The 13,502-nt window shown below is 64.3% G+C and carries 11 protein-coding genes; all 11 read right to left on the minus strand.

Translation table 11 applies throughout. The annotated features are described in order from the left end of the window. Nucleotides 1-196: 196 nt before the first annotated feature. The 11 genes from ftsZ to mraZ all read right to left on the minus strand — a co-directional run bounded on the left by ftsZ (nt 197) and on the right by mraZ (nt 13,183). Complete coding sequence (gene ftsZ, locus BN2154_RS11230; protein ID WP_050618860.1) at nt 197-1,333, minus strand: cell division protein FtsZ; 1,137 nt, start codon at nt 1,331-1,333, stop codon at nt 197-199. A gap of 165 nt (nt 1,334-1,498) precedes the next feature. Next, nucleotides 1,499-2,272: a cell division protein FtsQ/DivIB gene (locus BN2154_RS11235; protein ID WP_094762489.1), complete on the minus strand. Its 774-nt coding sequence runs from the start codon at nt 2,270-2,272 to the stop codon at nt 1,499-1,501. 94 nt (nt 2,273-2,366) lie between these two features. Further along, a complete protein-coding gene (murA, locus tag BN2154_RS11240) occupies nt 2,367-3,623 on the minus strand; it encodes a UDP-N-acetylglucosamine 1-carboxyvinyltransferase (protein WP_050618862.1) in 1,257 nt (418 codons plus the stop codon). Nucleotides 3,624-3,696: 73 nt separating this feature from the next. After that, on the minus strand, nt 3,697-4,818 hold the full coding sequence (locus BN2154_RS11245) for a UDP-N-acetylglucosamine--N-acetylmuramyl-(pentapeptide) pyrophosphoryl-undecaprenol N-acetylglucosamine transferase (protein ID WP_050618863.1): 1,122 nt from the start codon (nt 4,816-4,818) through the stop codon (nt 3,697-3,699). Nucleotides 4,819-4,830: 12 nt separating this feature from the next. Beyond that, complete coding sequence (ftsW, locus tag BN2154_RS11250; RefSeq protein ID WP_195892343.1) at nt 4,831-6,048, minus strand: putative lipid II flippase FtsW; 1,218 nt, start codon at nt 6,046-6,048, stop codon at nt 4,831-4,833. 38 nt (nt 6,049-6,086) lie between these two features. Continuing rightward, nucleotides 6,087-7,082, minus strand: coding sequence for a phospho-N-acetylmuramoyl-pentapeptide-transferase (gene mraY, locus BN2154_RS11255; protein ID WP_050618864.1), 996 nt, complete (start codon nt 7,080-7,082; stop codon nt 6,087-6,089). A 90-nt stretch (nt 7,083-7,172) separates the two neighbouring features. Continuing rightward, nucleotides 7,173-8,615 carry a UDP-N-acetylmuramoyl-L-alanyl-D-glutamate--2,6-diaminopimelate ligase gene (locus BN2154_RS11260; RefSeq protein WP_050618865.1) on the minus strand — a complete coding sequence of 481 codons (1,443 nt, stop codon included), beginning with the start codon at nt 8,613-8,615 and terminating at the stop codon, nt 7,173-7,175. A gap of 24 nt (nt 8,616-8,639) precedes the next feature. Next, complete coding sequence (locus BN2154_RS11265; protein ID WP_050618866.1) at nt 8,640-11,102, minus strand: penicillin-binding transpeptidase domain-containing protein; 2,463 nt, start codon at nt 11,100-11,102, stop codon at nt 8,640-8,642. A gap of 128 nt (nt 11,103-11,230) precedes the next feature. Next, nucleotides 11,231-11,794, minus strand: a complete 564-nt coding sequence (locus BN2154_RS11270; RefSeq protein ID WP_050618867.1) for a hypothetical protein — start codon at nt 11,792-11,794, stop codon at nt 11,231-11,233. 20 nt (nt 11,795-11,814) lie between these two features. Next, entirely contained in the window at nt 11,815-12,759 is a 945-nt protein-coding gene (rsmH, locus tag BN2154_RS11275) for a 16S rRNA (cytosine(1402)-N(4))-methyltransferase RsmH (protein WP_050618868.1), read from the minus strand. 1 nt (nt 12,760) lies between these two features. Next, the gene (gene mraZ / locus BN2154_RS11280) at nt 12,761-13,183 is read right to left on the minus strand and encodes a division/cell wall cluster transcriptional repressor MraZ (RefSeq protein ID WP_050618869.1); all 423 of its coding nucleotides are present in this window, start codon (nt 13,181-13,183) and stop codon (nt 12,761-12,763) included. Nucleotides 13,184-13,502 lie beyond the last annotated feature (319 nt).

The following is a 13,502-nucleotide window of genomic DNA, read 5'->3' on the forward strand; positions in this document are numbered from 1 at the left end:
ATACACTCCACCCCTGTGAGACGCGCCGCTTCGTTATAGTATCTTCGACTTCCAGGGTCGCTACTCACGACAGGTCTCACTCCTTTTTCCGTTCAAATCGCCAGAAGCCATGTTTCATTATAAATCGCCCTTGTCCCATTTGCAAGCAAAAAAACACCTGCGGAATCCTTCCGCAGGTGTTTTTATAATCGTAGGTTCAGCGGTCCTTGTTGAAGATCTTGAAAATGTCCACGAAGGGGTCGTCCTCCTGGTCCGGCTCCTTGTCGGGCAGGGGCTCCAGGCTGGGACGCTTACCCGACGGCGCCGCAGCCGCACCGGCCGCCGCCGCCCGCTCCCCCGCCTTGGTAAAGGGGTTGGCGTTCATGCCGGCGCCCACGTTTTCTTCAAAGCCGGTGGCGATGACGGTCACGCGGATCTCGTCCTCCAGCTCGTCGTCGAAGGCGGCGCCGAAGATGATGAGCGCGTCGGGATGGGCGGCCTGCTGGACCAGGTTGGCCGCCGTCTCCACTTCCTCCAGACCGATGTCCATGGAGCCGGTGACATTGACCAGCACGCCCTTGGCGCCATTGATGGAGGTCTCCAGCAGGGGGCTGGAGATGGCCATCTTGGCGGCCTCCTCGGCCTTGTTCTTGCCGGCAGCCCGGCCCACGCCCATGTGGGCCATCCCCGCATTCTTCATGACGGCGGTGACGTCGGCAAAGTCCAGGTTGATGAAGCCGGTGTTCTTGATGAGGTCGGAGATGGACTGGACCGCCTGGCGCAGCACGTCGTCGGCGATCTCAAAGGCATTGGCAAAGGTGATCTTCTGGTCGGTGGCAAACTTCAGCCGCTCGTTGGGGATGATGACCAGGGAGTCCACCCGGGTGCGCAGGTCCTCGATGCCCCGCTCGGCCTGCTCCATACGGCGGCGGCCCTCGAAGTTGAAGGGCTTGGTCACCACGCCCACGGTGAGGATGCCCAGCTCCTTGGCGATGTCGGCCACGATGGGGGCCGCGCCGGTGCCGGTGCCGCCGCCCATACCGGCGGTGATGAAGACCATGTCGGTCTCCTCCAGCATCTTGGAGATCTGGTTGCGGCTCTCCTCGGCGGACTTGCGGCCCACCTCGGGGTCGCTGCCCGCGCCCTGGCCCTGGGTGAGCTTCTCACCGATCTGTATCTTGTAGGTCGCGGCGGAATTTTTCAGCGCCTGCTTGTCCGTATTCACGGCGATAAAGTCCACGCCCTTCATGCCGGAGCGCACCATGCGGTTGACTACATTGCTGCCGCCGCCGCCCACGCCGATCACCTTGATCGTAACGACGGTATCAGGCCCGGTGTCCAATCCAAAAGCCATGCCTGTTCCTCCTATGTAAATATGTCAAAAAACACGGTAAAATCGACTGATTGTGCCGGAAACACCGGCTCAAGCTCAATATCTTGTTATATTGTATCTCTCTTTTCGCCGCAGGTCAAGAGCTACCCGGATATTTCCAAAACTTTTGTGTGCCTTGGGCCTCAGCTATTCCGGGTCGAAGTACCACCTCTCTCCAATATCGCGGGTCAGGTCCAGGGTGCCCCGCTCGTTGTCCTGGATGCTCTCCATGGCCCGCTCCAGTCCCTCCAGCTTGGCTTCCACCTTCTCGTCTACCAGAGGCAGCTTGACGGTAATGCGCCCGTCGTAGAGGAAGGTGAGCCGGGCGGCGGCGGTCAGGTCGATGGCGCCCACCCGGCCCAGCATGGCCCGGTTCTCCATGGCGGTCAGAAGCCGGGTGAGGCTGGACAGCTTGGTCTGCTCCTCCTCCGCCACGGCCAGCTTGGTACCCGCCGTGGGCAGCAGGGCGGTGATGCCGGTGACCTTGGCCAGATCCGGCCGGACGGTGGGGGCGCTCACCTGCTCCAGCAGCTTGCCCCGGGCGTCGATGATCCACCAGCCCTCCCCGCCCTGGACCAGAGCGGCGGGAGCGCATTCGGTGACTGAGATGAGCAGGGTGTCCGGCAGGCTCGGGCGCAGGTTGACGTTGCTGACATAGGGGAGCTGGGTCAGGATACGTTTGACGATCTGGTTCCTGGGCAGCAGGAGGAGATTGTCCCCCTGCTGCACTCCGGTCACGTCGATGATCTCCTGGGCGGTATACTTGCTCTCCCCCGAAACCGCCACGTCGTTGACCCGGAAGAATACGATGCAGCCGGCCACGATGGCCGCCAGAATGAGCACCAGGGACAGGGCTTTATAGAGGAAGCCGAAGCGTCCCCTCCTCCGCCTTGTTCGCTTGCTGCTTCTCCTCGCCGCCATGACTGCCTCCGCATCGTCTCTTTGGTTTCTGCCTCAATATAGCATACAAAGGTGAGAAAATCGTTAAAAATTCCTTACAAAAGGTTCATACGGCTCAGGGAACCCGGACAATATCCGCTCCCAGGCCCCGGAGCGTATCCTCCAGACCGTAGTAGCCCCGATCCATGTGGTGCAGGCCGGTGATCTCGCTGCGGCCCTCCGCCCCCAGGGCGGCCACCACCAGGGCGGCCCCACCCCGCAGGTCGGCGGCCTGGAGCGCAGCGCCATGGAGCCGCTCCACGCCGCACACCACCGCCACCTTGCCCTCCACCCGGATATCCGCCCCCATGCGGGAGAGCTCATCCACATGGCGGTAGCGGCTTTCAAACATGTTTTCCACAAAGACCGTGGTACCTGTTCCCCGGCACAGCGCCGCCATGACGGGCGGCTGGGCGTCGGTGGGAAAGCCGGGATAGGGGGCCGTCCGGATGGGCCGCACGCCCCGCAGGGGCGCCTCCCGGCAGATGTGGATGGAATCGCTGCCGCTGCGGATTCGGCACCCCGCCTCGGTGAGCACGGCGGTGACGGTGGAGAGCTGCCGGTAGTCGGTGCCCAGGAGCTCGGCCTCTCCCCCCGCGGCGGCCACGGCGGTCAGCAGCGTGGCGGCCACGATCCGGTCGGGCATGACCGTGTGCTCTCCGCCGTGGAGGGGCTTTTTCCCCCGCACGGTGATGACAGAGGTGCCCGCTCCCCGGACGTCCGCCCCCAGCGCCCGCAGGAAGGCCTGCAGATCCACGATCTCCGGCTCCCGGGCGGCGTTGCAGATGACGGTGACGCCCTCCGCCCCGCAGGCGCACAGCATGGCGTTTTCCGTGGCCCCCACGCTGGGGATGGAAAAGGTGATCTCGCAGCCCGCCAGGCCGCCGGCCGCGGAGCAGTGGAGCTCGCCCCCCTGCTCCCGCACCTGGGCCCCCAGGGACCGGATGGCCGCCAGATGGAGGTCGATGGGCCTGGGGCCCAGCTCACACCCGCCGGGGAAGGACATGATCGCCTCCCCCAGCCTGGCCAGGATGGCCCCCAGGAAGATGACGGACGAGCGCATCTCCCGCATCAGGGCGTCGGGCACGTCCCGGCCGGTGAGGGCGGAGGCGTCCACCGTCACCGTGTCTCCCGCCCGCTCCACCCGGCACCCCAGGTGCTCCAGGATGGCAATGGAGGCCCGCACGTCGGAGAGATCGGGGCAGTTATGTACCACGCTCTCTCCCGGGCATAGAATGGTCGCCGCCAGGATGGGCAGCACGCTGTTTTTCGCTCCGTGGACCCGCGCGGTCCCCTGGAGCCGGTTTCCGCCTTCCACCAGATAAGCACTCATATGGACCGTCCTCCGCATTCATGGTTTCAGGCCATACTATGCGGAGGCTCCGGGATGTGACAGCCCCGGCGGGCTATTGGACGAGCCGGATCAGGGTCTGATAGATCTCCTCCGCCGCGTCGGTGACCGACAGTGCCGACAGGGCCCTGGACATGGCGGTGAGTCGGTCCCGGTCCTCCAGCAGCCCGGATGCCGCCCGGTAGAGGCTCCTGCCGTCGCACTCCGGCTCCAGCAGCACCACCGCAGCCCCGTGGCGCTCCAGCACCCGGGCATTCTTCTCCTGGTGGTTATTGGTCACGTTGGGGGAGGGCACCAGGATGGCCGGCTTGGCGATGGTGGTCAGCTCCGAGATGGTGGAGGCCCCCGCCCGACAGATCACCAGGTCGGCGGCAGCCATCACCAGGGGCATGTCGTAGATATACTCCCGCACCTCCACCCCGGCGCGGCCGTCCAGCTCGATGCCCCGGCCCTTCAGCTCGCCGGTGAGCCAGGCGTAGTTCCGCCCCGCCCCGTGGATGTGGTGGAAGGGCCGGCCGTCGGCGCACTCGGCCTGGATGAAGTCGGCGGTATAGCGGTTCATCACCTCGGCCCCCAGGCTGCCCCAGTAGGACAGCAGCACCGGCCGCTCGTCGGTGATCCCCAGGGCCCGCCGGGCCTCCTTCCGGGTGTGGTCGAAAAAGTCCCGGCGCACCGGGGTGCCGGTGACCACCACCCGTTCCGGGTGGGGATAGTATCCGCGGGAGTCCTCAAAGCCCACCAGCACCCGGTCCACCACACGGGACAGCAGCTTGGTGGTCAGGCCGGGCACGGCGTTGGACTCGTGAACGGCGGTGGGGATGCCCCGCCGGGCCGCCTCCCGCACCACGGGGTAGGAGGCGTAGCCCCCGGTGCCCACCACCAGGTCGGGCTGGAAATCCCGGATGATCTCCGCCGCCTGACGCCGGGATCTGGGCATGGTCACCACCGTGATGAGGTTATGCTTGATGTCCTTCCAGCGGAAGGCCCGGTGGATGGTGTTGACATACACGGTCCGGAGCTGGTAGCCCTCCTTGGGCACCAGATCCCGCTCCATGCCGTTGTAGGCGCCGGCGAAGAGGATGTTGCAGCCGGGGTGATGGAGCTGAAACAGACGGGCCAGCGCGATGGCCGGATTGATGTGTCCGGCCGTGCCGCCGCAGGTAAAGAGAATGTTCAAGCCAGTGCCCTCCTATCCGGCCTTTGGGGCCGGAATCTGTCGTGATACGCTCAATATGACGCCCATTTCCAGTAGCTGGATCATCAGGGCCGTACCGCCGTAGCTGAAAAAGGGCATGGAGATACCGGTGACCGGGAACAGATTGGTCACCACGCCGATGTTCAAAAAGGTCTGCACCGCCACCTGGGTGGTGATCCCCACGATGAGCAGGGCGCCGAAGCGGTCCCGGGCGTGGATGGCCAGCCAGTAGCCCCGCAGGATCAGCAGGGCGAACAGGCACAGGATCAGCACCGCTCCCACGAAGCCCAGCTCCTCACAGGCGATGGAGAAGATAAAGTCGTTTTCCGGCTCGGGGATGTAGAGGAACTTCTGGCGGCTGTTGCCCAGCCCCAGCCCCAGCAGGCCGCCGGAGCCGATGGCGTACAGAGACTGGATGGTCTGGAAGCCCTTGCCCAGCGGGTCGCTCCAGGGGTCCTGCCAGATGTGGATGCGGGAGGCCATGTAGTCGGTGTTGAAGATGATGAAGGTCAGGGCGGCCACGGCAAAGCTGCCGCCGGCCACGAACCACCCCAGATGGATGCCGGCGGCAAAGAGGATGGACGCGCCGATGGCCAGAATCAGGATCATGCCCGACATGTGGGGCTGGAGGGCCAGCAGACCCAGGATGGCCAGCAGCACCCCCATATAGGGCGCCAGTTCCAGTAGGCCGATGCGGTCCATCAGGCGGAGAAAGCGGCCCTTGGGGGTATGGTGGTTGAATTTTCGCTTTTTTTCCGTGTTCCGCTTGGCCAGGCGCGCCGAAAAATAGAGGATGACGCCCAGCTTCGCCACCTCCGAGGGCTGGAACTGGGGCAGACCAGGCAGCTTGATCCAGCGGTTGGCACCGCCGGCGGTGACCCCGATGTGGGGCACCTTCACCAGAATCAGCAGCACGAAGGCGGCGGCCAGCACGAAGATGGACATCCATCGGAAATTCTGGTAGTTGAGCTTGGAGGTCAGGTACATGACGACCACCCCCGCCGCGGCAAAGATGGCCTGCCGCTTGACGTACCAGGTGGGGTCGTGGTGGGTCACCGCCTCGTTGTAATAGGCCGAGGCGTAGGAGGCGGAGAACACCATGATGAGGCCGATGCCGGTAAGCAGCAGCACCAGCATCAGGAAGGGCAGGTCCAAAGGCCCCCGGGCCAACTGCTCTTCCACCGTCAGGTCGCGCTTGGGTTTGGTCGCCATGGGGCCACCTGCCTTTCCTCAGCAGAGTCCAAAAGTGACTACAGGGATACGTAGCGGTCCATGACTCCCAGGAAGGCCAGGACGCAGAACACGAGGGAGACGGCGGCAAAGACCGCCACCACCTTTTTTTCGCTCCAGCCCCCCATCTCGAAGTGGTGGTGCAGGGGGGCCATGCGGAAGATACGCTTGCCGTGGGTGGCTTTGAAGTAGACCACCTGGATGATATCGGAGAGGGTCTCGGCAATATAGACGACGCCCACCAGGACGAGGATCAGCGGCATGTCAAAGGCAAAGGCCAGGCCGCACACCGCGCCCCCCAGGAACAGGGAGCCGGTGTCCCCCATAAACACCTTGGCGGGGTAATGGTTGTAGAGCAGGAAGGCCGCCAGACCGCCGAACAGCGCCCCGGCGAACACGCCGATGTCCTGGTACTGGCTGCCCCACCAGGCCGACACGGCGGCGAAGAAGGCGGCCACCGGCAGGGTGACGCTGGAGGACAGGCCGTCCACTCCGTCGGTGATGTTGACGGCGTTGACGGTGCCCACCATGACGAAGGCGGCAAAGACCATATAGACCACCCAGGGCAGCTCCACCACCAGGTTGACAAAGGGGAGGTACAGGTGGGGGGCCAGGTAGCCGTAGTGCCGCAGCAGCACCGTGAAGGCGATGGCGGCGGCGAGCTGGAGCAGGAACTTGGGCCCGGCGGTCAGGCCGGTGTTCTCCTTTTTCTTCACCTTCTCGTAGTCGTCCAGGTAGCCGATGACCCCGAACACCAGCGCGAAGCAGAAAACGAACAGAGCCCGGAAGTCCCCCCGGGCCATGTCGGTCCAGCCGATGAGCAGGAGGGTGCACAGGATGCCCAGGATGAACATGAGCCCGCCCATGGTAGGGGTGCCCTGCTTGGACATGTGCCAGGTGGGGCCGTCCTCCTTGATGGACTGGCCGGCCTTCATCCGGCGGAGTACAGGAATCAAAATCTTTCCGGCAATGGCCGATACCACGAAGGACACCAGCGCCGCGATCAATAGTCTCATTTTTTCAACCTCCCGGTAAAATTCCCAAACGGGGATTATACCACAAAGCCCTCCATATCAAAAGCCCAACGTGTCACTTACCGGGACTTTTCACTTGGAAAAGTACGCCGCCACCTCTTCCCGCTCGTCCAGGTGCCACTGTACCCCGTCGATCTCCTGATAGGTCTCGTGTCCCTTGCCCGCCAGCACCACCACGTCGCCGGGCCCGGCCTGGGCCAGGGCCAGGCGGATGGCCGCGCGGCGGTCGGGCTCCACCAGAGGCGGAGCCGCGGCCTCGCCCATGCCCGCCAGAACGTCGCGGAGGATGGCCTCCGGCTCCTCGGTGCGGGGGTTATCCGAGGTGACCACGCACAGATCGGCCAGGCTGCCCGCCACCGCCCCCATCAGGGGCCGCTTGGTCCGGTCCCGGTCGCCGCCGCAGCCGAACAGGCAGATGACCCGGTGGTCGGTCAGGTCCCGGACGGTGGTGAGAATGTTCTCCAGGGCGTCGGGGGTGTGGGCGTAGTCGATGATGACGGTGTAGGCCGCCGGGACGGGGACTACCTCAATGCGGCCCTTCACCCCTCGGGCCGTCCGCAGGGCGGCAATGACGTCGGGCAGCTCCGCCCCCAGGTTGAGGGCGCAGGCCACTACGCCCAGGGCGTTGTAGATGGTGAATCCGCCCGGAATGGGGAGAAACACCCGACCGATGGCCCCCTTGGCCACCGCCTCAAATTCCACATGGCTGGGGAATAGCCGGATATTCTTGGCCACCAGGTCGGCCTCGTCCTTCCGCTCGGAGTAGGTAAACACCGGGCAGGGCGCGGTCCGGGCGTAATACCGCCCGGCCTCGTCGTCCAGGTTGAGGACGGCCAGGTCGGACTGCTCGAACAGCCGCCCCTTGGCCGCCCGGTAGGCCTCCATGGTCCCGTGAAAATCCAGGTGGTCCTGGGTCAGGTTGGTGAAGATTCCGGCGGCAAAGCGGATGCCCCGGACCCGGTGAAGCACCAGGGCGTGGGAGGAGACCTCCATCACCACATGGGTACAGCCCGCGTCGGCCATCTGCCGCAGCAGCGCCTGGAGCTCGTAGGACTCGGGGGTGGTCCGGTGGGCGGGGAGGATTTCCTCTCCGATCATGTTCTGGTTGGTGCCGATGAGACCTACCTTGGCCTTCAGGGCCCCCTCCAGCGCCGCCTTCAGCAGATAGGTGGTGGTGGTCTTGCCGTTGGTGCCGGTCACCCCTACGCAGGTCATGGCCTCCGCCGGGCGGCCGAACCAGTTGGCCGACACGTCGGCCAGGGCGGCCCGGGTGTCCCCGGCCACCAGCCACGGGCCGTCGAAGTCGGGGGCACGCTGGCACAAAACGGCGGCGGCCCCCTTCTCCAGGGCCTCCCGGATATAGCGGTGTCCGTCGGTCTTATAGCCGGACAGCGCCGCGAAAAGGGCTCCCGGCTTGAGGTCCCGGGTGTCATAGCTGATCCCGGTGATTTCCACGTCCCCGGCCGCCCGGCACTCTGTGAGCGCCACGCCGGACAGCAGCTCCTGCAGATTCAATCCGCTTTCACCTCCTGGGGAGAATCACCGTATACCGGTGTTGTTGGCATAGTCCTGGATATCGGTGTCGATGAACTGGACGTCCACCACGGTGCCCGGGTCCACCATGGCCCCCGCTGTGATGGACTGCCCCACCGCCACGGTGGAGGAGGAGGAATAGCTGCCGCCGCTGCCCGAGGGCCGCAGGTACAGCCCCACCTTGGCAAAGGCGGTCTGGGCGCTCTCCAAAGTCTTGCCCGACACGTCGGGCACCGGTACTTGGTCGGTGGGCTTTTCCGCTCCCAGGTAGAGGACCACCTGGCTGCTGCCGGGGATGGAGGCCCCCTGGGCGGGGATCTGGTCGGTGACCACGCCGCCCTCGCCCACCGTCCGCCACTGAAGTCCCTTCTGCTTGAGCAGGTCCTGGGCGTCGTTGAGGGAGAGCTCGGTGACCTTGGGCACCACCACATCGGCCAGTTCATCGGCCTTGTACTGCTTCTCCACCCCCAGGTAATCCAGAATGTCGGCGATGAGCTCTCCGGCCATGGGGGCGGCCATGTTGCCGCCGCTGATGTAATAGCCCCCGGCGGTCAGGTTGGAGCCGGGAACGGCGGGCTTGGGGTGATCGTAGCCCAGCAGGACCACGATCTGCGGGTTCTCCGCCGGTGCCACCCCCAGAAAAGAGACGATCAGCCGGCCGGTGGTTTTACTCTGGTTGGTCTCGGAGGTGCCGGTCTTGCCGCCGATGCTGTAGCCCGCCTGATAGGCGTTCTTGCCGGTGCCTCCGTCCATGACCACGCTGCCCAGGATAGAGCGCACCTGGGCGGAGGTCGCCTCGCTGATGACCTGCCGCACCTGGGTGGGCTGGGCGGACTGAATTACGTTGCCGTCGGAGTCGGTGATGGACTGGACCACATAGGGCTGCATCAGGCGGCCGCCGTTGACAGCGGCGCAGGCGGCGGTGATCATCTGGATGGGGGTGATCTGGAACCGCTGGCCGAAGGAGGCGGTGGCCAGGGAGGCGATGCCCTGCTCGCTGACGAACTCCTCCTCGTCCCAGAACTGGCTCTGCCCCTCGCCCTGCAGGTCGATGCCGGTGCGCTCCATCAGGCCGTAGTTCTCCAGGTACTCCCAGAACTTTTCCGCCCCCAGCCGCTGGCCGATCTCGATAAAAGCCGGGTTGCAGGAGTTCATCACTGCCTGGCGCAGGGTCTGATCTCCGTGGCCCTCCCGCTTGGAGCACCGGATGGGCCAGTTGGCCACCTGCTTCACGCCGGAGCAGTAGAAGTGGTCGGACTCGCTGACCACCCCCTCCTCCAGGGCAGCGGAGAGGACCAGGGTCTTGAAGGTGGAGCCGGGCTCATAGGTGTCGTTGAGGGCCTTGTTGCGCCACTGGGAATACTGCGCGTCCTGAAGGGCTTTGGCATAGGCCTCGTCGTTGGAGCTGGGGTCGTTCCTCACCGACTCCACGTAGCTGGACAGCACTGAGTCGGTGATCTCCCGTGGGCTGTTCAGATCGTAGTCGGGGCTGGAGGCCATCGCCAGCACCGCGCCGGTGTTGGGGTCCATGACGATGCAGAAGGCCCCCTCCTGCACATCGTATTTGGCAATGCCCTCGTCCATGACCCGCTGGGCGTAGCTCTGGATGGTGTTGTCGATGGTCAGGTGCAGGTCGCCGCCGGCGATGGCGTCGATGTAGTTTTCATAGCTGGAGAGCATCTCGGTGCCGGCGGCGTTTTTGGCGGTGACCACCCGGCCGGCCTTTCCGGCCAGATAGCTCTCGTACTGGGCCTCCACGCCGTAGGCGCCCTTGTTGTTGTCGTTGACGTTGACCCAGCCCACCACATGAGCGGCCAGATCGGAGGAGGGGTAGTAGCGCTTGGTGTCCGGCTCCACATACACGCCGGGGTAGAGCTGATAGTCGCTGATGAACTGCCGGACCTGGGTGGTGATGTCGTCCTCCACCCGCCACTTGACCACCTCATACTGGACCGCGGTGTTCTCCATGCGCTTGAGGATCTTTTCCTCCTCCACCCCCAGGATCTGGGACAGCCCCTGAGCGATGAATTCGGCGTAATTGCCGCTCTGGGCGGCAATTTCGGCGTCGGTGGGGACGCAGCCCTTTTTCTCCTTCTCCTCCTGGGTAAGTCCGGCGCCCTTTTCCAGCTTGGCCACCGCCCGCTCGGCCGCCGCCTTCTCTCCCTCCACGATGTCCTTGGGAGAGATGACGATGTTGTGAACGTCGGCGGAGACGGCCAGCCGGTTGCCTTTGGCGTCGTAAATGGTGCCCCGGGGCGCGGTCACCAGCAGGTCCCGGGTCTGCTGGTCGATAGCCTGCTCCTCCAGCTTGTCGTGCTGGCTGATTTGCACGTCCCACAACTTCCAGAACAGCGGGATAAAGACAACCACCCCGAAGATCACCATCAGGAAAATGGTGCGGCCCAGGATGGTCCGGTTGGCCCGGCGGTCACCGGACCGGGATTCTGTTTTGCGCGTTCTCTCTGCCATGCCGGTCTCCTTGTCAAATCGCCGTGCGGGCGCTTTCCGAAAGAGGAGGGCGTAAGAAAATACACCATTTTCTTACGCCCCGCTTTATCTCTCTCGCTATTAGGACTTGATGAACGATATGTGCCGACTCACTGGAAATATGCCTGGAATCCGCTCAAAATCTCCTTGGTCTTGTCCCAAAGACCGCTTTTTTCGGTCTCGCCCTCGGCCCGGTAGCGGACCACGGTGTCGGGCTCGGACATATCCAGCATCACGATCTGCCCGCTCTGGGGCTTGGTCATGGAGCCGTCCGCCGTTACCTGGGCCTCAATGGCCGACAAATCGAAGGCCAGATCGTACCGGGCCATCAGCTTGGACTCTTCGGTCTTCAGGCTGTCCAGCTCGCTGCGCAGGCTCACCACCTGGTCGGACACCACGGTGAGCCGGACATAGCTCATCAGCACCAGGGCGGCGAACACACCCACGGCCAGAAAGCCCACCACGGCGAAGATCGAAACCCTGCCCTGCTCCCGGACCTGTACCTTGGGGCGGGCGGCGGCGCGCTGCCGGGGGCGTACCTTTGGCTGCGGGCGGAGGACCTCCGCCCCTCCCCGCTCCGCGGGGCGGCGGGCAGGCTGGGCATAGGCCGGATCATAGGCCACGTTGCCATAGGACTGATATCGGGTTTTTCTTCCGGCCGCAGCTACCGCCATGGGTCGTCAGCTCCTCGCGTTCACAATTTCTCCGCCAAGCGCAGCTTGGCGCTGCGGGCTCTCGGGTTTTCGTTTAATTCCGCTTCCCCGGACAGGATGGGCTTGCGGTTCACCAGCCTCACCTGGGGCGTTTTGCCGCAGACGCACACGGGAAAGTCCGGCGGGCAGGTACAGCCCCTGGCGAAAGCTGCCAGTGCGTTTTTCACGATGCGGTCCTCCAGGGAGTGGAAGGAGATGACCGCCAGCCGTCCCCCTGGGGACAGCCGGGGCACCGCTGCCTGGAGCATCCGGTCCACCGCCGCCAGCTCGTCATTGACCGCGATCCGGATGGCCTGAAAGCTGCGCTTGGCCGGGTGCTGCTTCTCCCGCAGGGCCTGGGCGGGCATGGCGCCGCGGATGACCTCCACCAGCTCCAGCGTGGTGCCGATGGGCTTGTCCGCCCGCCGGCGGGCGATGGCCGCCGCAATCTGGGGGGCGTAGCGCTCCTCCCCGTACTGCCAGAGGATACGCTTGAGCTCCTCCTGGGGCCACTCGTTGACCACCATGGCGGCGGTCAGGGCCTCGGAGCGGTCCATGCGCATGTCCAGCGGGGCGTCGTGCATATAGGAAAAGCCCCGCTCCGGGTCGTCCAGTTGGGGGGAGGACACGCCCAGGTCGAAGAGCATCCCGTCAAAGGGCCCCAGTCCCCTGCCGTCCAGCAGCTCCGCCAGGTCCCCGAAGTTGCCGTGAATCAGCTCCACCTTGTCCAAGCAGCCGGCCAGCCGGTCCTGAGCGGCGTCCAGCGCCGCCTGGTCCCGGTCGATGCACACCAGACGTCCGGTGTCCAGCCGCCTTGCGATCTCCCGGGAATGGCCCGCCCGGCCCAGGGTCCCGTCCAGATAGAGACCGCCGGGGCGGATGCGCAGCCCCTCGATGCACTCGTCCAGCAGGACGGGGCGGTGAGAATAGGCCTGTCCTTGTTCCATATTACAGCTCCAAAGAGTCCATCAGCGCCGCCATCTTCTCGGGCGTCATCTCTTCCTCCTCGGCGTTCCAGCGCTCGGCGCTCCAGATTTCCGCCCGGTCGTGGACGCCGATGATGACCACGTCCTTGCCCAGATCGGCGTATTTGCGCAGCCGCTGGGGCAGAACGATGCGCCCCTGGCTGTCGGGCACACACTTGACGGCGTTGGCGAAGAGAGAGCGCATGGCCTTGGATTTGCTCACCGGCAGGGAAGCGAATTTCTCCGTAAACCGGTCCCAGCTCTCCTGGGGATAGACGGCCAGACAGGTGTCCACGCCCATGGCCAGATAGAAGGAGGCGCCCAGCTCCTCCCGGAGCTTGGCGGGGATGAACAGCCGGCCTTTGGCGTCGATGCTGTGCTCATAGGTGCCAGTGACGCTCCCCACGCCGGTTCACTCCCTCCACTTTACCCCATTTAGGCTCTGTTTTACTCCACTTCACTCCACCAGTATGTCCAGTATAAAGGGTTTGTCACAAAATTGCAAGAGTTTGTACCAGCTTTTTTCACCAAAAATACGGAATTTTTCGAGGAAAATCAGCCCTTTTCGGTACAAAAACAAATGTTCTATATTCTTTGGATTACAACCGGTTACACGGTGATTTTTTGCAGTTTTATACTAAAAACACACGTTATTGTATGACCAAATCTTTCCTTCCCCAGATATGGTGCCTGTGCAGGCCGTTTTTGCCGGCGGCTGGAATTAT

Origin of the sequence: Intestinimonas massiliensis (ex Afouda et al. 2020), from assembly GCF_001244995.1 — a bacterium.
In the GTDB taxonomy this organism is placed as follows: Bacteria; Bacillota; Clostridia; order Oscillospirales; family Oscillospiraceae; genus Intestinimonas; species Intestinimonas massiliensis.

What these genes read in the sequence shown, in the direction of transcription:
- BN2154_RS11235 (WP_094762489.1), bottom strand. Translation starts at nt 2,272, where the DNA reads ATGGCGGCGAGGAGAAGCAGCAAGCGAACAAGGCGGAGGAGGGGACGC.
- BN2154_RS11270 (WP_050618867.1), bottom strand. Translation starts at nt 11,794, where the DNA reads ATGGCGGTAGCTGCGGCCGGAAGAAAAACCCGATATCAGTCCTATGGC.
- BN2154_RS11265 (WP_050618866.1), bottom strand. Translation starts at nt 11,102, where the DNA reads ATGGCAGAGAGAACGCGCAAAACAGAATCCCGGTCCGGTGACCGCCGG.
- murA (WP_050618862.1), bottom strand. Translation starts at nt 3,623, where the DNA reads ATGAGTGCTTATCTGGTGGAAGGCGGAAACCGGCTCCAGGGGACCGCG.
- mraY (WP_050618864.1), bottom strand. Translation starts at nt 7,082, where the DNA reads ATGAGACTATTGATCGCGGCGCTGGTGTCCTTCGTGGTATCGGCCATT.
- rsmH (WP_050618868.1), bottom strand. Translation starts at nt 12,759, where the DNA reads ATGGAACAAGGACAGGCCTATTCTCACCGCCCCGTCCTGCTGGACGAG.
- ftsW (WP_195892343.1), bottom strand. Translation starts at nt 6,048, where the DNA reads ATGGCGACCAAACCCAAGCGCGACCTGACGGTGGAAGAGCAGTTGGCC.
- ftsZ (WP_050618860.1), bottom strand. Translation starts at nt 1,333, where the DNA reads ATGGCTTTTGGATTGGACACCGGGCCTGATACCGTCGTTACGATCAAG.